The sequence below is a fragment of the Pseudoalteromonas distincta genome (assembly GCF_005877035.1).
Taxonomy (GTDB): Bacteria; Pseudomonadota; Gammaproteobacteria; order Enterobacterales; family Alteromonadaceae; genus Pseudoalteromonas; species Pseudoalteromonas distincta.
The window spans coordinates 1,105,423-1,125,523 of sequence record NZ_CP040558.1 but is presented as its reverse complement, the minus strand read 5'-3'; the positions used below and the strand labels follow the sequence as shown (position 1 = coordinate 1,125,523).

General features: G+C 37.0%; 18 protein-coding genes. 7 read left to right on the top strand and 11 right to left on the bottom strand.

The window, feature by feature from the left end:
- The first annotated feature begins 51 nt into the window (after positions 1-51).
- Entirely contained in the window at positions 52-1,005 is a 954-nt protein-coding gene (locus tag FFU37_RS05035) for a dihydrodipicolinate synthase family protein (protein ID WP_138488873.1), read from the top strand.
- 13 nt (positions 1,006-1,018) lie between these two features.
- Here FFU37_RS05035 and FFU37_RS05030 read toward each other — a convergent pair whose 3' ends face one another.
- The 8 genes from FFU37_RS05030 to FFU37_RS04995 all read right to left on the bottom strand — a co-directional run bounded on the left by FFU37_RS05030 (position 1,019) and on the right by FFU37_RS04995 (position 9,326).
- A complete protein-coding gene (locus FFU37_RS05030) occupies positions 1,019-1,882 on the bottom strand; it encodes an alpha/beta fold hydrolase (RefSeq protein ID WP_138488872.1) in 864 nt (287 codons plus the stop codon).
- Between the two features lie 138 nt (positions 1,883-2,020).
- The gene (locus FFU37_RS05025; protein WP_138488871.1) at positions 2,021-2,161 is read right to left on the bottom strand and encodes a putative universal stress family protein; all 141 of its coding nucleotides are present in this window, start codon (positions 2,159-2,161) and stop codon (positions 2,021-2,023) included.
- Between the two features lie 18 nt (positions 2,162-2,179).
- Positions 2,180-2,884, bottom strand: coding sequence for a universal stress protein (locus tag FFU37_RS05020; protein WP_138488870.1), 705 nt, complete (start codon positions 2,882-2,884; stop codon positions 2,180-2,182).
- Between the two features lie 83 nt (positions 2,885-2,967).
- Complete coding sequence (locus FFU37_RS05015) at positions 2,968-4,956, bottom strand: tripartite tricarboxylate transporter permease (protein ID WP_138488869.1); 1,989 nt, start codon at positions 4,954-4,956, stop codon at positions 2,968-2,970.
- Between the two features lie 72 nt (positions 4,957-5,028).
- The gene (locus FFU37_RS05010; RefSeq protein ID WP_138488868.1) at positions 5,029-6,138 is read right to left on the bottom strand and encodes a Bug family tripartite tricarboxylate transporter substrate binding protein; all 1,110 of its coding nucleotides are present in this window, start codon (positions 6,136-6,138) and stop codon (positions 5,029-5,031) included.
- Positions 6,139-6,429: 291 nt separating this feature from the next.
- Complete coding sequence (locus tag FFU37_RS05005; protein ID WP_138488867.1) at positions 6,430-7,527, bottom strand: 4-oxalomesaconate tautomerase; 1,098 nt, start codon at positions 7,525-7,527, stop codon at positions 6,430-6,432.
- A 44-nt stretch (positions 7,528-7,571) separates the two neighbouring features.
- Complete coding sequence (locus FFU37_RS05000) at positions 7,572-7,763, bottom strand: hypothetical protein (RefSeq protein WP_138488866.1); 192 nt, start codon at positions 7,761-7,763, stop codon at positions 7,572-7,574.
- A 237-nt stretch (positions 7,764-8,000) separates the two neighbouring features.
- The gene (locus tag FFU37_RS04995; RefSeq protein WP_138488865.1) at positions 8,001-9,326 is read right to left on the bottom strand and encodes an OprD family outer membrane porin; all 1,326 of its coding nucleotides are present in this window, start codon (positions 9,324-9,326) and stop codon (positions 8,001-8,003) included.
- Positions 9,327-9,598: 272 nt separating this feature from the next.
- Between FFU37_RS04995 and FFU37_RS04990 the strand changes: the two genes are divergently transcribed.
- From FFU37_RS04990 to FFU37_RS04975, 4 genes are all read left to right on the top strand, one after another.
- Positions 9,599-10,270, top strand: a complete 672-nt coding sequence (locus FFU37_RS04990; protein ID WP_138488864.1) for a response regulator transcription factor — start codon at positions 9,599-9,601, stop codon at positions 10,268-10,270.
- Positions 10,263-11,708: a sensor histidine kinase gene (locus FFU37_RS04985; RefSeq protein ID WP_138488863.1), complete on the top strand. Its 1,446-nt coding sequence runs from the start codon at positions 10,263-10,265 to the stop codon at positions 11,706-11,708. The genes FFU37_RS04990 and FFU37_RS04985 overlap by 8 nt, the downstream gene beginning before the upstream one ends.
- Positions 11,705-12,772, top strand: coding sequence for an ABC transporter substrate-binding protein (locus FFU37_RS04980; RefSeq protein ID WP_138488862.1), 1,068 nt, complete (start codon positions 11,705-11,707; stop codon positions 12,770-12,772). The genes FFU37_RS04985 and FFU37_RS04980 overlap by 4 nt, the downstream gene beginning before the upstream one ends.
- A 234-nt stretch (positions 12,773-13,006) precedes the next feature.
- Positions 13,007-15,685 carry a CHASE domain-containing protein gene (locus FFU37_RS04975; RefSeq protein WP_138488861.1) on the top strand — a complete coding sequence of 893 codons (2,679 nt, stop codon included), beginning with the start codon at positions 13,007-13,009 and terminating at the stop codon, positions 15,683-15,685.
- Between the two features lie 225 nt (positions 15,686-15,910).
- Here the strand turns inward: FFU37_RS04975 and FFU37_RS04970 are convergent, their stop codons facing one another.
- Entirely contained in the window at positions 15,911-16,666 is a 756-nt protein-coding gene (locus FFU37_RS04970) for a hypothetical protein (RefSeq protein ID WP_138488860.1), read from the bottom strand.
- A gap of 302 nt (positions 16,667-16,968) precedes the next feature.
- On the opposite strand from FFU37_RS04970, the gene FFU37_RS04965 reads away from it, so the two are divergent.
- Together FFU37_RS04965 and FFU37_RS04960 are read left to right on the top strand one after the other, a co-directional pair.
- Complete coding sequence (locus tag FFU37_RS04965; RefSeq protein WP_138488859.1) at positions 16,969-18,135, top strand: hypothetical protein; 1,167 nt, start codon at positions 16,969-16,971, stop codon at positions 18,133-18,135.
- 281 nt (positions 18,136-18,416) lie between these two features.
- A complete protein-coding gene (locus FFU37_RS04960) occupies positions 18,417-19,073 on the top strand; it encodes an inovirus Gp2 family protein (protein ID WP_138488858.1) in 657 nt (218 codons plus the stop codon).
- Positions 19,074-19,263: 190 nt separating this feature from the next.
- Here the strand turns inward: FFU37_RS04960 and FFU37_RS04955 are convergent, their stop codons facing one another.
- The gene (locus FFU37_RS04955) at positions 19,264-19,503 is read right to left on the bottom strand and encodes a hypothetical protein (protein WP_138488857.1); all 240 of its coding nucleotides are present in this window, start codon (positions 19,501-19,503) and stop codon (positions 19,264-19,266) included.
- A gap of 31 nt (positions 19,504-19,534) precedes the next feature.
- Complete coding sequence (locus FFU37_RS04950; protein WP_138488856.1) at positions 19,535-20,095, bottom strand: tyrosine-type recombinase/integrase; 561 nt, start codon at positions 20,093-20,095, stop codon at positions 19,535-19,537.
- Positions 20,096-20,101: the final 6 nt, after the last annotated feature.

The window sequence follows — 20,101 nt, the reverse complement described above, 5'->3', positions numbered from 1 at the left end:
ATCACTTAGCTCCTAATAATTTTAGGAGCTAATATTTAGTTGGATATCAATATGACTATAAAAAATGGAATATACCCAGTGATCCACACTCCTCTTTTAGAAGATGAGAGTATCGATTTTAAAGGGTTTGATAAATGTTTAGGTTATTACCTAGATACAGATATACACGGCTTAACAATTTTAGGTAGTGGTGGTGAACTCCCTTATTTTTCTGATCAAGAACAACTTAAAATTGTTCAGTACACTTACAATAAAGTGCAAAATAAAAAGCCACTTATCATAGGCGTAAACGCATACAGTAGCGCGCAAGCAATTGAAAAAATTACTGCTTATAAAGGTTACTCGAGTTATATATTACTGTTATTAACTCCTTACTATAAATCAAGCTTTGAAAACTACTTAAAAGCGATTGAGAACATAGCGCAGCATTCAACTTCACCTATCCTTTTTTATTATTTCCCTCAGATTACAGGGCATTATTTTTCAAACCAACAATTAATAAAACTGCTAAGTATTAAAAATATTATAGGTATTAAAGATAACTCATTACATCTAGCAACAGCGCGCACCGTTTTAAATAAATTGCCTGATACTCGTTACTTTAGCGGATTAACTTTGGTGTACGAACATATAGCTGCCCATGGTGCTGCGGGTGCAATTTGTCCTATAGCAACTATTTTACCCATGCAGGCTGCTGCATTTTTTGAAGATTTAAATCTAAATAACACTAAAGAGATAAATAAACATCGTACAGTATTAAAATCTGTATTACCGATTGCTAATAATTTAAATATTTCAGTAAGTGTGCAAAACTCACTGCTTAATATTTTAATTCGTAGTCCTAAACCACTAATAAAGTCAGTAACCAGCCCTCATGCAAATATTAAAGAAGCACTCAGCCTTTTGGGATTACCAATACACGCAACGGTAAGAAGCCCTTTAGCGCCTATCAGTTATGAATCAAAAGAAAAAATAGCTAAAATTTTAGCTTCTATAAAAATCTAAATTGTACTAATAGTTAATTTCTAAATGCCAAGTAAGCCTGCGTAATTGCATCTGGATTTTCTACTTGCGGATAATGCCCAAGCTCTACAAACTCTTGTACGCGCGCATTGGGGATCAGCTTTTTATAATGCTCAATCATGTGCTTACCAGAGATGGGATCTTCTGCGCCTGCTATAAACGTAAGTGGTATATTGCTATTTATGATGGCACCAACCCAACGCTCTCTGTTTTGCTGCCTCTGCTTTATATAACTAATGAGTTTAGGCATAACCGCTAAACCATCTTTATAAATTAGCAACTCCCAAAGTGTGTCTACCACTTGTTTTGAAGGAGGTGTACTTTTACTAAAAATAGTAACTAAATTATTGGCAAATTTTTGTTTATTCATTAATTTTGGCACTATCCAACCTAGCTTTGAAAGTAAAAGCTTTTGTATAAATAATGGTTTATGCACCTCAGGAAATAACCCACCATTTAAAAAACACACGCTGTTTATTTTAAAGTCACTTTGACTAACCACTTGCCTTGCTAATAACTCTTGAGCCACAGTATCGCCATAGTCATGAGCTAAAATATGTACATCATTAATATTTAACGTTTTTAAAAATTGGGTATATAAGTCGGCTTGTTCGGTAATTTTATAAGTAGCGTTTATTGGTTTATCTGACAAACCAAAACCTAGCATATCGAGCGTAATTACAAAATAATGTTCACTAAGGGTTTGCCACATACCCTCCCAATCCCAGCTAGCACTTGGAAAGCCATGTATTAAAAGCAGCGCAGGCTTAGTTATATCACCAGCTATTTTTGTAAATATTTGATGGCCATTTATATCAATGAATTGTCCATCTGATCTCCATTGAATAAGTGCTTTCATGGTGTAATACCCCTTTATTTTTATTATTGTACTTAGTTAGTTTTAACACAATTAATCAATGAGTCACTAAAAATAAAAAGCCGATATTGAACGTAAATATCGGCTTTTGGGTAAAATTTAGTAAGTAAGCTTTAAGTGTTATCGCGCCATAAAAATAGGCACCGTTGTATTAGCCAGCATAAAGTCGGTCATGCCACCAAAAATTTGCTCGTGAATACGCCTATGAGTAAACGCGCCCATCACCACCAAATCGGCATTATGTAACTGCGCTACCGACAAAAATGCTTTCGCTGTTGATTACCTACCACTATTAAACGTAACAAATTCGCTATTAATTTCGTGTTGAGCTAAATACCTCACTACATCGTTACCATCTGGCTTTTTCGCGGCACTATTACTACTGGTACATATAATTACTTTTTTAGCCATTTTCAATATCGGTAAGCTGTAAGTTAATGTACGCGCAACTTCGGTACTGGCGTTCCAGCCTATTACGACGGTTTCAATATTAAAAGTGTCCATAGCACGTGGCACAAACAATATAGGTTTACCACTTCGCATAATCGACGCTTCAAAAGTAGAAGTCGATTTACCACTTTTTGACTGTGGAATAATAATTAAATCGGCTACTTTGCCTTGCTCTGCAATTATTTCACTGCGCAAACCCGAGTTTACGTGCCATGTTGCACTTGGGTGCGTTAAACTTGGACCACTTTTGTCGCTATATATTATATTTTGCTCGTCGCATAGGCTGATAAACTCACCTTTTAAGTTTGCTGACTCAGTACTTGCAAAGCGCCCAGCAACTAAATCAAGTTCTTTTACCAACTTAGAAGGTAATCCAAGCTGACCTATTGGTAAAAAACGTTTTGGATCAAGGTGGTTATGGTATACATCAAGATGAGCATTAAAATATTTAGCAATGGCTAACCCCCCTTTTAAGCGTTCCGTTACATGTCCGCTGGTAGAGAGCGGCATTAAAATTAATTTCGGCGAAATCATTTTTATATCCTCATTACATTAAAGGAAACAATCCAAGCATGGCAGCTTAAGAAGTTGAACGCTTTTTAACACTCAACCTGTCATTAAAGTGCTGTAAAGCTGGCTACCTCTTGTAAATAGCCTGTCGGTAAATCAAGTACCATAAAATGCGCAAGGGTAAGTAAAAATGCCAAGGCACAGGTGGTTAAAGTTAATGTTCTAACAATCGAAATACGCGCTTTTATAAGTAAAAATGTAATAAAGAACAACCCTATCGAAATAACATACCCCACTAAAAAACACCCAACTAATAAGCCGCATAGCCAAAATACATAATGCCAAAGCCCGGTAACACTTGAGTCATTTTCGTATCCTGCTGACACTTCGTTATCGTAATTTACAGCGTCATCTACTTTGTTAAGTAATAGCTTTATAAAGACGACTGCTGAGAGTATTAACATAAATGAGCACACAACCGCAGGGAATACTCCGCCTAAAAATGAGCGTTGGAACGAGTCATATAAACCATAAGCAAACACTAAGCTAACAAATGCTGAAAACGCAGTTTGTGGTTTTAGGTTGGTAGGTTTTGGTTCAGCATTCGCCGTATTTTTATTCGCTTTTTCTTTTTTAGCAGCCTTAATAGAGTGGCGTGCTGCAAAGAAAATAGAAAGCGCAGTTAACGCACCAATAATAATTACACCCGGTTTTAATAAAAACTCAATGCCGTCGAATTGGATAGCTTGATAAAGGTAAGTTTCCATCCCACTTGCAAGTACAAAACCGATTAAAAATGCAGGTCGTGGCCAACCAAAGCGCTTCATTAAAATACCTAGAATACCAATACCAATTAATGCAACTAAATCGCCTAAGTCACGAGTTGCCTGAAACGCTGCAAAAAATATTACCATCACCATAAATGGTGCCATTAACGTGTAAGGTATCGTTGTTACTTTGGCAACCCATTTAGAAATAAGTAAACACGCACCCGCGCCAATTACATTTGCAAGCGCAAGAGACCAAACAATGGTGTAAGTTATATCAAGGTCGGTGGTGATCATCGCAGGACCTGGCTCTAAACCAATTAATACCATGCCACCTAAAAATACCGCCATACTACCAGAGCCTGGAATACCAAATAATAAAGTAGGAATTAAACCACCGCCCTCTTTAGCATTATTAGAGGATTCGGGAGCAATAACACCGCGTATATCACCTTTACCAAAGTTTTCGGTGTCTTTGGAGGTTTGTACAGCGTGGCCATAAGAAATCCAATCAACAACACTGCCACCAAGCCCTGGTAACGCCCCAACTACACAACCTATTGCAGCACAACGTGTCGCTAACCATTTGTGCTTAACCACATCTTTAACACCTTCAAACCATCCACTTCCTAGCTCAGATGCCTCTGAAATAGAACGGTTTTGACGTAGTAAATCAATAATTTCAGGAAGAGCAAAAATACCCAACCCCACTACAACCAGTGGTATGCCATCCATTAAATAACCGTTATCAAATACCATGCGGTATTCACCTGTGGCAGGTGCACCGCCAAGCGAGCCTAAACAAAGTCCCAAACCACATGCACTTAGACCTTTAACCAAACTGTTACCGGCAAGTACACCTACCATGCTTAAACCAAGTAAAGTAAGCATAAATAGTTCGGCTGAGCCAAATGCTAAAATAACTGGACGAGCAATAAGTACAAACAACGTTAAAATAACTGCGCCAAATAAACCACCAAACAATGATGATGCAAATGCCGCTGAAAGTGCGCGAGCCGCTTGCCCTTTTTTAGATAGCGGAAAACCATCAAGTACGGTCGCTTGGGAACCACTAGAGCCTGGGATCCCCATTAAAACAGAGGTGAACGTGTCAGAAGTTGGAATAACCGCGACTAAGCCAATTAACATAGCAAGTGCAGATATTGGATCCATGCCATACAAAAACGGTAACAATAACGATAAACCCGCAATACCACCTAGGCCCGGAAATATACCGATTAACAGCCCTAAAAATACACCGCCGCATAAATACATTAAATGAGTTGGGGTAAGAATAGTTTGCAGCGCAATTAAAAATGCATCTAACATACTGCTCTCCTTTGATTAATAAAGTGGCTCACACTCGTAGAGCCACTTTGAATAAAACACATCAACATGGTTCTAAAAACGCGTGTTGTAGTTGTCGTTAAGGTATTGTCTTACCCACTCTTTATCTGTGTCTGAAATAGTAAGTGCTGAGCTCAATGTGTTAACCGCATCTTCGTGAATTAACTGCGGATATTCGCCAAGTACCAACTCTGATTCTTCTTTAAAGTTGTCTTGATCAATTACGCGCTGCGCAGCACTGCGCCAAGATGCAATCACGTCATCAGGCGTGCCTTGTGGTAAAAACAAACCCTTTTGAGCTGCAAATCCAGCAATGAAAAAAGTTTTCCATACGTTGTATTCAACACCTGTAGGTTTTTTACCGTGGATCATTTCGTACACTTCACCTACATGTGGCAAATCTGGAAAAGTCGGGTCGCGAACTATAACGCCGTCTTTATTTAGTACGCCAAACGACATAAGCGGAATTGCTTTACCTTCATCAACTAATGGTCGTACTTTTTTTAAGTACGCTGATGTTGTTTGAAAATCGATATCAACCTCGCCACGTTCAAACGATAAGCGAGCGCTACCGCGACCTTTCATACCAAAAATCGCATGAATATCTAAATCAAGCATGTCAAAAGCTAATAAGCCAACTAAATCCATTGATGCAGCACGTTGACTACCAAATTTAAGTTTTTGACCTTGTAATTTTGTAAGCTCTGCTGCGCTTTTTATACCTAGCTCTGGGCGCACATATACAACCGCTCCCGTAGGTGTAGCCATAATAACGTTCCAGCGTTTTACATTATATTTAACGCGTGAGTCGCCAAGTAAATAAGGTATTTGCGTAGAAGCTGACGTGCTAAAAACATTTAAGCCATCAGGTTTAGCGCGTCGCTCGAAGCGGTTTGCACCTTTAGTTGAGCCACCACCAGGAATATTTTTAACAACAACAACGGGCTTACCATTTAAGTGCTGTGAAAAACGAGGACCAAAAAAGCGTGCCCATGTATCAGAACCACCGCCTTCTTTAAATGGCACAACCCACTCTACTCGCTCGCCTTCAAAATTTACTTCATCTGCGTTTGCATATGCTGAACTCAAACCGCTTGATGCTGCTAAAACAACAAGTAATGCTTTTAATCGATTAGGTGTAAAAGTACTTAATTTAATATTCATAAATCGACCTCTGGTTTTCACTTTAATTATTTAAATAGGTCCTAATAACGGCTCTACATTCATTGCTTAAATGAAAGTATTTCGTTACTAGAAGTTAACAGCACCTAGACTAGTCTTCGAAACTGTCATCGACCTGTCATCGTTAATAAACTTTTAATATTTATATACCCTTTACAAAAAAACCCAAGGTATTGATTTTAAATGCTTAATATTCATTTTGTTTTTTAGACAACATAAAAAAAGCGATGACAAAACCGTCATCGCTCAATTGGGTTGGTTGAAATTGTTAACTTACGCAGGTATATCCCATACTTTGCCAGGAATATGCACTTCACCTTTAAATAACATTCTAGCAGTGCGCATTAAGCCCGCTGACTTTATATTTAGGGTGTTATTGTTGTAGTTACCTTCAAGTAATAAATCAATTTTTCCACTTGGGTGCTCAACTACAATATTCTGAGATTCTTCTTCACTTTGAGTAATAATATCTTCGGTAATACTGCCAGGTAACATACAACTTACACTTACACATATTGCGCCAGTCACTGAGTGACTCGTATGGCAGTTTTGCGGTACAAAGTAGCGAGAGGTAATTGTGCCACCAAACTGTGCTGGAGAAAGGAGCCCAATTTTTGGAATAACCTTACCAGTTGCATCGCCTAATCCCATTTTTAATGATGCTTGTAAACGAATACTCTCTATTTTTTGTAATAGCCCTTTATTTGCATCTAACTCATACTTAGTTTCCCAGCCTGTAACATCCAATGATTTAGCCGGAATAAGTACCATAGGCATAGAAGCATCTACGCAACTTACCTCAACACCATCAAACGTATCACGCACAGACCCTGTAGGTAGTAACTCACCAGTCTTAGTGCCGCATACGTCAAAAAATTTAAGTAGAATTGGCGCACCAGATCCAGGTACACCATCAATGGTGGCATCGCCTTCGTATTCAACAAAGCCATTTGGAGTCTGTACAATAACTTCAATAAGTGTGTTGGTGTTGACGTTTCTTACTCTTACAGTGGTTTCACCTTCACTTGCAGTGACTAAGCCGTATTCAATTGCCATAGGCGCAGCACCCGATAAGATGTTGCCGCAAGAAGGGGTAATGTCTACCTCCATATCTTCTATGGCAACCTGCGCAAACAAGTAATCTATATCAGCATCGGCTTCGTTTGATCGAGAAATAATAGCCGCTTTACTGGTTAGCGAGTTACCGCCTCCTATTCCGTTTACTTGAAGCGGATCACCAGATCCCATTGCTGCCATGAGTATTTGTTTTCTTTTTTCCCACTCTCTTGGTAAATCATTTGCTAAAAAGTAGGTTCCGCGTGATGTGCCACCGCGCATAATGACACAGGGTATTTTTTTTTGAATAGTCATAATAATCCAACCAATTAATCTAATTAAATACGTGGCTTACACTGTTAGTTATTACTTAAAACAACAACGCATTCTAACGTTTGCTCTTGTGAGCTTATGCTTTCAAATACGTTATGCTGAACAGCCATTGGCGACAAATGCGATAATTTAGAAGGTGACTTACCATGTTGATTTTCGCGAACATGAATCGCTCGTGGAGCGGGTTTTAACTGTTTAGCTGCAAATAATATATTCATGATAATCACCCTTTTTACGTTGTTTAACACTTTGAACGGATAGAGCCCGAGTTATATGCTTAAATCTTGCTCTTTATCTAAGAGTAATCAGCTAAGCTGTCACTAACCTGTCATGTTAAAAATAATTGTATAAAAAGTAATATATTTTGATTGGCATAAAAAAGGTGCGCAATTACAATGAATTGACGCACCAAAACAAAAGGTCTTTTATCTTTTCAGACCATATCGGAGGGGAATTTAAAATTTAATAGTGTAATCAACATAAACACGATGGTCGGCTCGGTCGCCTTTAACACCATCTACACTACCCATTTCATCAGTGGTGTAATCTAAAAACATCCAGCGTAGACTTAAACCTTTAACCGCGGGTACTTTGTAACGAGTATCTATAGCCCAGTATTTTTCATCTGCCGTACCACCTGCTTTTCCAAGAGCTGAATTTTCTGCATCGCTACCGTTTGTGTAGTAAAGTTTTGTGGTTAAACCCGGTGCAACTGCTTTTAAGTTAATGCCTAAACGTGCCTGCCAGGTAGCTTCGTTTTGGTTTGTTAAATCGGCACCAATTAATGAACGTGTAGGAAATGGGTTAGTACCGTGATCGCCACTAAAGTTATCTTCTATCCATGCATCGTTTACTTTGGTAAACGCCGCACCCAATGTCCAAATATCTTTTTTCCAATTAGCATCTAAATAATAAGCAAAACCATCGTTTTCGCTTTTAGTAACGCCAGAAATCGCACCTAGTGCATCTTCGTCATCTAAATCGCCACCTTCTGCGCCGGTTACAAATAAATCACCGTCGTCTTTTGAGGTAAACACGCCGCTTGAAAGTGTTAACTTGCTTTGCTCAAGTTTAATATCGTAACTGGCTTTAAGGCCCATTTTGCTTAGGTAGTCATGAGAGCTTAAATATTCAGCGTCAATTTTAAGTGCATCTTTTTTGTAACTTGCACCTACACCCCAAATTACACTAATAGCGCCCTTATCTGATTGGTCGGTTGAAAAGTCTTCCCATTTGTCATCGTGGCGTCGGCTCCATTTATCGTATGCGAAGCCGTATACTTTGGTATGGCCCATTATGTAATCACCAAATACACCTCTAAAGGTATTTGGGATAGCGCGGCTACCTGAGCTTTTTAAAAGCATGCTTTTGGTTTTTTGTCCGCCTACTTTTATATGCCCCTTATCGCCTAATTTAAAGTCGATAAAGTATTGGCCAAATTTAGAAAAGCTATCGTCTACACCGCCTTTTTCATCCCCAGCAGGTAAAATATTATTTTGTGCGCTGCCGGTTGAGTTGTAATTGAGCACGGTATAGTTAGACACTCCAAAGCTAATTAAGTCATTAAAATAGCCCGACTGGTAATTTAGCTCTATACCTTGTGCAAAGGTTGAGTCGTCACTGGCGTCGTTGTCGTAATCGCGGTCAAAGTAAATAGACCTAAGCTTAACGTTTAAATTGTCTTGTTCGGTAAGCCCATTAAAAGAAGCATACGAAGGAAGTGAAACACAAGTTAACATTGCGCCTGTTACTGCAAATATTTTAGAGAACCGTTGAGCCATAGTTATCTCCGCTACCTTGTTAAATTAAATTTATAGTTGTGTGTAGTGCGTATCAGCGTATTCATATTGCAATCTACAGGGTAAACCTGTCACAAACCTGTCACAAGATAATTACATTTTAGGCAATTGTATTTTTTAACGTTTAAGATAAAACTATAGCTTATATTGCTATAAAGTAAGGTATTTTCGTGTTGTAAACTTTGCACTAATTGTTTAGTGTCTTGCATAATTTAAAGTTATACTTTTTTAAAAGTTGCCTGTAGGTGTGCTCAATGAGAATTTTAGCGGTTGAAGATGACGAGGTTTTAGGCGAGGCAATTTGTCAGCGATTTACCAAAATGGGCCAAGGTATAGACCTTGTCACCAGTGGTGATGTAGCTAATTCTTTATTAAAACGTCATGAGTACGACCTTATTCTACTTGATTTAAATTTACCCAATTTAAATGGCGAACAAATTCTTAAAAAGCTTAGAGCTCGTTCTTCAAACACACCTGTATTGATTTTAACTGCCCGCGCAGAGGTAGAAAACCGTATTGAATTACTCGATTTAGGCGCCGACGACTACCTAACTAAACCGTTCGACTTTGGAGAATTAGAAGCCCGTTGCCGTGCACTACTTAGACGAAACCAAGGCTTAGGTAAAGATGTAATTAGCTATGGCAACCTCGATTTTGACCGCAAATCTTGCACAGTTACTATTGCCAAAGAGCTTGTTGATTTAAAACAACGCGAATTTAGATTACTAGAAATATTTTTAACCCATCAAGGCAAAGTGCTCAATAAAGATGAGTTACTCGATCACTTATATTCTTTTGACGACTCACCTAGCCCAAACGCCATAGAAACCTATGTAGCAAGGCTGCGTAAAAAGCTTGTAAATAGCAGTGTTGATATAAAAACATTACGCGGTTTAGGCTACCTTTTAGCAGAGTGTAATGAGTAATATAGCGCTTCCGTCTATTCGCCGACAATTGCTCACAATTACGATGAGCTTGATGCTTATCATCACTTTTTTCACTTACATTATTGCAAATAATTACAGTAAAAGTGCAGCTAAGCTTTCTTACGATAGACTACTTGCAAGCGCTGCTTTGCAAATTTTTGAAAACATCCATATCGACTACCACGAAATAATTGTTGATTTACCCAGTGCCACGTTTGAAACCCTTTCAATGGCATCAACCGATCGTTTGGTGTATCAAATTACTCAAAACAAAGGTGGGCATTTAACCGGTTATAAAGAACTATATACGCTCATTACCGATAAAGCCGGCAATAATTGGCAACGCTCTGAATATGATCCTAGAGACAACTTACAAATTAAGTTTTGGGAAGGTCATTACAAAGGCGAAAACTACCGATTTATAATGCTCTCAGACAAATTATATGAAGTAGGAAAAGCCTTCGATATTAATATTTTAATAGGCCAAACCACCCAAGCTCGCGACCAACTTGCCTACGAGATGAACTTAAAAGTACTGCAAATGGTTACTCTAATTTTTGTAATTGCTATTGTGCTTATTTTGCTAGGTGTAAGGCAGATTCTGCAACCAATATATGCCATAAACAGAAAAATCCGCAGGCGTTCGCCTATGGATTTAAGGCCGATAGATATGAGCATACCTAAGGAAATGGCCGATCTTATCGCTACTATAAACCATTTTATGGCTCAACTAGAAGTATCGCTTGATCATTTAAAACGCTTTACCGGTGAAGTAGCTCATCAAATAAGAACGCCACTTGCAGGGCTAAAAAGCCAAGCCCAAAATGCAATGGAAGAAACCGACTCAAAAATACGAACAGAGCAATTAAAGCGCGTACTTTACTCAACCGACTTACTTGATAGCACTGTAACGCAACTGTTAAACCAAGCAACACTTGCACATCGCTTTCATAGTCAGCCGTTTATTACCCTATCACTACCTGAACTTGTAAAATCGGTTTGTAGAGATGTAGCTGTGTCGGCAATACAACGAGGTGTGACGATTACTTATCAGGGTGAAGAAAACCTAATGATAAAAGGAGATGCATTTGCACTGAGCCAAATGCTGCGCAATATCTTAGAAAACGCTATAAAATTTAGCCCAACAGATAAAGAAATTAACGTATCTACACAATTGCATAGCACAGAGCTTGGCTATATAGCTCGCTTGTGCGTGGCCGATCAAGGTGTGGGCGTACCAAATAATGAAAAACACCATGTATTTGAACGTTTTTATAAAAGTAAGGGCGATCCGCGCGCAGGCAGTGGTTTAGGGCTAAGTATTGCCAAAGAAGTTGCCGAGCATCATAACGCAACCATACAATTACTCGATAACACCCCTTCGGGACTTATATTTGAGATTAATTTTAAGCTAATGCTAACCGAAGGTGAGCAATGAAAACGCCCTATATTTACGCCTTAATAATGTTGTTAAGTAGTGTTTTTTTAAATGCAAATGCAACTACTCAAAAGCCGCTTATATTTAAAGCTTTGCAAACAAAACACACTGAACTCACTATATTTGGCGGCGCTGATAAAATGGAAATAGCTCCATTTTTAAAAGCTTTTCAAAAAACTAGCCCACACGTACAAATTAATTACCATGAATTGAGTACACGCGGTGTGTATACATCATTTTTAAAAGATACAAATAACCCACCTGATATTTTATTAAGCTCTGCAATGAACTTGCAAGTTAAGTTAGTTAACGATGGCTACGCACAAACTTATGAATCACAGGAAACAAAAAAGCTCCCCCGATGGGCAAAATGGCGTAACGAGGTATTTGGTTTTACCTACGAAACAGCGGTAATGGCATTCAATAAAGATTTTTTATCTAATGAGCCCCCACCAGGTAGCCGTAATGAATTACTTGATTTGATCCGCAGGCACAGTGATGAAATTAAAGGCCGCATAGGTATTTACGATATAACAACTGTAGGAATAGGTTATTTACTTTGGGCGCACGACAGAGAGCAAAGCTCCAGTTATGGCCGAATGCTTGAGTCGTTTGGATATCACGACACACGAGTGTTTAGGCGCAGCGCAGATATACTCCAAGCTATTTCAAAAGGAGAAATAGCAGTAGGCTATAATATTTTAAGCTCTTATGCGCGTACATGGGCTGCGCAATATCCAAATATTGTTGTAGTGCAACCAAAAGACTACACCTCAGTAATTATGCGCAGTGCTATTATTCCTAAAAAATCTAAAAATGTTAAAGGCGCGCAGCAGTTTCTTGATTATATACTTTCAGGCAAGGGCCAAACAGATATGGCCAACTTTACAAATTTTGAACCTATAAACAATGAAGTACGTATAACACAACCCCACCTACTAGATACCTCTGAGGGACAGCTGCGCCCTGTACCATTAGGTATTCAAATTTTAGTTATTAATGATGAAATGAAGCGCCAAATAATTTTGCAAGAATGGGAAAACGCATTATTTGAATATCAATAAAGCAGCACTTTATAACTATTATTTACAAACAAAAACATCAATAAATAGCTATTAACCTCATTTATTTAAAGGGAAAACGCTATTTTTTTACTTCAGTATAAGCAGCGCCAAGGTTCTATTAAATATATAATTATTAATTACGGACAAAGTTGTATCCTCTCTAAAAAGTGCTATATTTATCACGGTATTAAAATAGAAACACACTAACTGCGACTCATGAAAAAGGATTAATTAATGATTCAAGCACGACCGGTTAATAAAGGGTTATTAATCTCACTGCTTCCTCACGTCATTTTATTAGTTGCGGGCATTATACTTACCTACTTTGCTCATATTAAACACCAAGAAGCCATAAAAAATAAAATAAACAATGCGCTTGATAACCGCCTATCATCGCTTTCTACAGGTATTAACAGTAGGCTCGATTTGTATCAATATGGGCTATTTGGTTTAAAGGGCTTTGTACATGGGATAGGTGCAAATAATTTAAACTATCAAGCCATAACTAACTACTCTGGGAGCCGTAACTACGCTAAAGAATTCCCTGGAGCTAATGGTATTGGCTATATAAAAAAAGTAGGCGTTGAGCAATTAAATAAATTTTTGAATGATGCAAAAAACGATAGACCCGATCAGACATTTAATTTGAATACACTCGTAGCGACTAGTGATGAGCATTTTATAATTCAATATATTTTTCCTGAGCAAAAAAACTTACAAGCAATTGGATTAGATATTGGATCTGAGAGCATGCGCAAACAGGCAGCACTAAATGCTGCTATAAATAATACAACCCAATTAACGGCGCCACTGACTTTAGTACAAGCGAATAAACTCTCGCAACAAGGCTTTTTAATATTAGTGCCAATATATAAAACCATTACTATTTCTGATAATAAAAAACAGCGCCTTAATGAGCTTTTAGGTTGGGCATATTCGCCGTTGTTAATTGATAAAATTTTAGACTCACTTTCACACCTTGATGAAAATCAACTAACGATAAGTGATATCAATAACGATACTGAGACTGATTTTTTTAGTTATGGCATAAAAAGCAAAACTAACGATTATCAATTAACTAAAATTATAAAATTAATGGGTAGAACGTGGAAAATTACCATTGATGCCTCAGACACCTTTATTTATAACCTTCATCTCCCTAGTCGGTATCAAGCCATTGTTAATGGCTCTTTCGCCACTATTGGCTGTATGTTTGTAGTTTTTTTAATGCAATTGTTTATTTTTAGAAGAAACCAAAGAATTAAGAGAAAAACACTTCAGGCTAAAAAAAATAAACTCGCATTACAGCAAGCAAATTTAAAACTAGAAAGCGAAGTTAAACAACGTACGCAAGAAATAGCCGATATGAGCATGCTCCAACAAAGTATTTTAAACAGTGCTAGTTATTCAATTATTGCGACCGACACAAACGGCTTAATCACTCTATTTAATCCCGCCTCAGAAAAGTTATTAGGCTACAAAGCGCAAGATGTTATTGGTATTAAAGACCCAAGCATATTTCATTTAAAAGAAGAAATTATAAAAAAGGCTAAACTACTTAGTGCTGAATTAAATAAACCCGTACCCCCTGGTTTTGAAGTATTTATCTTAAAAGCAACAGCAACAGAGCCAGATATTAATCAATGGACATATATTTCTTCTACAGGCGAGCAAATACAAGTTAATTTAAGTGTCACTTCGTTGTTAAATAACGAAGGAGACACCGTTGGCTACTTAGGTATTGCTTACGATTTAACAGAACAAATTGACCACGAGCAAGCCCTTGGTCACTCAAAAGAACTTGCTGAGCAAGCATCGCAAGCAAAGTCTGAATTTTTAGCAAATATGAGCCACGAAATACGAACCCCGATGAACGGTATACTTGGCACATTACAACTATTACAAGAACAACCGCTTAATGAAAAATCAAAAGAGTATTTAAAAAAATCACTGTATTCAACTCGAGCACTCACCACCATTATTAACGATATTCTTGATTTTTCTAAAATAGAGGCTGGCAAGCTCTCATTAGAGAATAAGCCTTTTGACTTTTTTGAACTTATTCATCACTTAGAGTCAGACTTAGGTGTGCAAGCAACAGATAAAAACATTTACCTTAAATTTGTGATTGATATTGAGCACAAGCATTGGGTGGGCGACCCAGTTAGACTCAGACAGGTATTTTTAAATCTAATATCTAACGCGATTAAGTTTACATCTCAAGGTGGCGTTACAGTAACCTTTAGGCTAACTGAGGAAAGCAGAATATGTTGTTGTATATCAGACACCGGAATTGGAATTTCTGAGCAAGCAATTGATCGATTGTTTGAGCGCTTTGAACAAGCTGAGCAATCAACCACGCGTGAATATGGTGGTACGGGCCTTGGCTTACCCATCACTAAATCATTAATAGGCCTGATGAATGGCGAAATTAAAGTAACAAGCCAGTTAGGTTCAGGGAGTCAGTTTTATGTGTACTTACCATTAAAACAAGCGCAGGTTGATGACAGCACATTAGCAACCAAAAATATTGAGTTTCCTGACCTATCTGGAAAAATTATTTTATTAGCTGAAGATAATAAAATAAATCAGCTTGTTGCAGCTGCGATGCTTGAACCAACTAAAGCCACCATTATTATTGCCAACAATGGTTTAGAAGCGATTTCATTATACGAGTTACACAAACCAGACATTATTTTTATGGACATTCAAATGCCAAAAATGGATGGTCTTCAGGCATGTAAAAAAATTAAGGCGCTTAATAGCGAACAAATTGTTATTGCATTAACTGCTAATGTTTTTACAGAACAAAAAGAAATATACAGGCAGTTATTTGATGGTTACGTTTCAAAACCAATCGAAAAACATGAACTTGTCGGCCTGTTATCGACACTTTGCTTAGTAAATAATTAGTCATTCTGAAGGCATTAAAAAACCCAGTTATTGTTACCTTTCGATATTAATAACTGGGCTCTAAGAATAATGGTGGGGGAGAGGGATTCACTTAAACCACCCAATCAATTGATTATAAATAATATATAATAACCAATAACAAAACAGGAATACCAATAGGTATACTATAACAATAACTTCTACTATGTAGCTCAACTAGGCATCTTATATAAATTTAACTAGTCATTAATCTGATGGAGGAATAGTTGCCATATCAATAGCGGCTTCATTTGGCTCATTCCAATTTTTACAGGTTATATTATCATCCCCGCTGCGACCTTTCATCAAATCGGTGTCACTTTTTGACTCTTCAGTGTCAGAACTAGCAACAGTGTCAGAACTAACAACAGACTCAGTTTTCACTTCTGATTTATCCAAATTATATTGCTGAATTTCTGATAGCAAAGGCTCTACCAAAGTAACTAGCATCCCTAGCCTTTCCTCTAAACTTGATAATCTTTCATCGAGCTTATCTGAAGCTATATTCACTTTAACTATTTCTTTATTTTTAGTTTTAGTAAAAACATTTAATACCTCAACTTCCATTTTTTCATTAAAAAATAACTTTGGATTTTTATGAGCGTAACGAATTAAATCTTCTACATACTTTGATTTAGTAGTATCTGCATTTTTACTCAATTTATTCAACTTTTGCTTCAAGTTCGTGCATATTTCCAATTGAATTTTTTGTACATTAACCTGTTTGTTATTTGTATTTCTTATTTGATAATTTAACTCTTTATTCAGTTTATTAATAAATGTCCTTTGCTCAGCTTGGGTAGAGCAGAGTTTACTGACCTCTTCAATTATGAAGTCTTTGAGTTCTACAGAGCCATAGAAATCTAAATTATTACCAAAATATTTAACCAGCAACTCTTTTAATTGATCACAATCATTATTCACCCATTTCAAGTTATTACTACCTAGTAACCAGTCACTCATTAAAGCCATCCTCATATTTAAGCTTTCTTACTATAAATAACACTCTCAATATTAACGATATACTTTTCCACTATAGAAGTTTGTAGAGAATGACTTAAAAATAGCATTAAACGCAAATGATATTGAATAAACATTAGCAATAATAATAACAAAACTCTAACCAAACAATTTAACTATAACTAAACACTAACCAAACAAATTTGGAAGCCTCATTTAAATCACAAAATAACCACCTGTTATTGTGTTTATTATAGCATTCTGTTCTACTATCAGACATCTACACCTCACATAAAAACAATAAAATGAATGAGTTTTTTACTTTAACAACTAATTTATCTCCACATGCAAAGTGGATATTAATCCGCTTAATTATAGGGAGAGTAATTGGAGACGAGGTATCTAAAGTTGACTTCATTGAATTAGGATGCTCACACAATAAATTCAAAAAAGTTGTAGATGAACTGCTAAATATCAATGCGATTTCAAAACTAAAAACTGAACATTTTAAGAAAGGTCGACCTGTTGACTCATACATTTTTGTCTACGATAAATATACAGAAATGAGTAAATTATTACCGAGCGAAAAGCTTACAAAAATAGAAGACAAAGACTTAAGGGTGCCTATAAAAATAGTATGGTGCTTCTTCGTGCTCAACGAAGATGAGTTTGGCCACGTGGAAAATTTTTCAGTGCCTACCATTGCTAATGCATGCGGAATAAAACCGATGGAGGTAAAAACGGCTGTTACTAAACTTAAAGAACAAAATTTTATTATTCAAATAACAAAAGGATGTACTTACAAACAAAATGAACGATTTACTTACAATGAAAAGAGAGCTAACCCAAAAAGGCCATCAGCATACCTAGTGACCAATTTCGATTCACAGGGAGAGTTAAATATGATTCAAATGGGTAAAATTAGGTTTTACCCTCTATTGGAAATCAAAAATATTAACAAGCATATTTACAAAGATAATTTTATTAAATCCCTCTGTCTTAACTTGGATACTTCAATAGGTGAAAATAGCTCTTTAGCTAAATTCCAAGCAGAAGGCCTGACTTCTATACACATATTTAAAGTCATTAAATTACACTTAGCCAAACAACCTAAAAGTGTTCTAGATAATTTATATTATGTTTTTTTACTTTTACTCACCAAAAGCATCAAAGGTAAAGTATCTATTCAAAACGTTCATAATTCTTTAACTGGCACTAGTAAAACTGATTGTAAGAACTCAACCTTCTACAAAATGTGCCTCGTTATCACCTCACTTGTGAATACAATTTCAAAATATTTAGTGTTGAGTTGTTACACAAAAGCTAACAGCACTCTACCTTTTAACCAACAAAGCCATAATTTAGAATTAACCGCAGATGCTATATGTACTAGAAAGTATCTATTCATAAAAATAGGTACTTGCAAAAATAGTAACTCGAGAAAAGATATATTTTTTTTTAAGTTATCCTGAACGATCGCAAACTTTTGGTTGCAACCTTCAAACTTCACAGGTCATAAAATACCAAACTTTAAAGTTTAACTTCAGAGTAACTCTAAATACGCTAAACAACATCTCAGTAATGCGTTAATGAAATTAGCCACCACAAACTTAACTGGTTTTATTAGTGTAAATTTCGGTTTGGTAATATTTATAAGAGTTACTAGTAACGAAGCTACCATCACAATAAATACAAATTAAAAAACTACTGCTCAGACACCTGATATGAACCAATACTTATCAGGACAATGAAAATGAATAATCCAACACAATACCCAGTAATTACCAACCCTACCTACAAGCAATATCCAACCCTAGCTAGAGATAATCAGCCTTTAGTTACTAACTACCTAGATGCTATTGAGAAAGTCATGCTTGCTGCATGTGCTGAATATAAAAGAACGTTTGCTATGAGAATTGATTTAAGGCTACCTACACATTCAAATACGATTAATCTAGATAGCAACAAAGTATGTACTCGGTTTGTTGCTTCTCTTGAAGCGCAGATTAAAGCAGATACAAAACGTAAAGTTCGTGATGGTAAAACTCCACATCCATGTAATATTAGATATATTTGGACTAGAGAGAAGGACGAAGCTCACCATCAGCATTATCATCTTGTACTGTTTTTCAATAAGGACCGGTACCACTGTACGGGTAAAATAAATATAGAAAGCGATAACTTGTTTACCCGAATAGCTAAGGCCTGGGCAAGTGCGTTGTCCTTAACGCTGAATGAAACGATGGAATTAGTTCATTTGCCTGATAATGCACACTATTACCTTGACGCTAATAACCCTAATTTCGCTCAAAACTTCCATGCTCTTTATTGTCGAGTAAGTTACTTCGCCAAACTTAATACTAAGCATTACGGCTTAGGGCAGCGTTGTTTTGGTTATAGTCAGAGGTGATACTTTAACTAAGACCTGTGCTTCTCATAAATTGTTCTAACGCGCTTTTGAGACCTTCAACTAGCTAAATAAGCTCAAACCCTTAGTATATAAGGGATGGCAAGTTCCCAAAATAGCATTACGAGAAGCGCTATTTACGCTACAAAAGCAAAAAAAGAACGCACTGCATAAATGCGTTCTTTGTTTACTTCTAATCAAATAAACTCGCCACTCCAGCCAACAAGCCACTAGCAAGAGCTAATGGCACCGTAACAGGTGCAGATGCCACACCTAACCCAACTACTATTGCACCAGATACAGCAGCTCCTGCTACAGCACCAGAGCTTACAGCAATAGCCGTTCGTCCGAGTGACGGCTCACTACTACCGGTTATCTGTTTAGATACTTCATTTCCTACTACACCGCATGTAACGGCTTTTTCTAACGACATAACAAACTTACTCCTATTATATGTAATAAATTTATAGCTCTAACTCTTCAAAGTCTTTATCGATTTCCTCCTGGGTTATTCCAATGTAACGCAGTGTCGTTGCTTCCGAGCTATGGCGGAGCATTTTCATTACACGGGCGATGTCTTGGGTTTTATGATAGAGGTGGTAACCTCGTGTTTTACGCATTGAGTGAGTACCTAGCTTTAAGTTAAGCTCTTCACCCACCAGCGCAAATGCTCTTGTAACAGCCCTGCGTGACAAGGGTCGTGTTATTGAACTTTTAGATTGTTGATTACGATACGATTGAAATAGGTAAACATGGTTGGGGTGAGTTACGCGTACTTCATGGATAAACGCTAATGCTTTCTGATTTAACTTAATCTCTGCTAGCTTACCTGTTTTACTCTCAAATATAATTAACCTGTCATTTTGTATATCTGTAAACTTAACAGACAACAAATCAGATATACGTAACGCCAAGTTCAAACCTATATTCCATATATGGCTCATCTGCTTAGAGCAACGTTTTTCGAGCAAGTAACTAATTAACTTAACTGTATCAAGGTCCTTAATCGCTTGTACTTCAGCCATAACCAA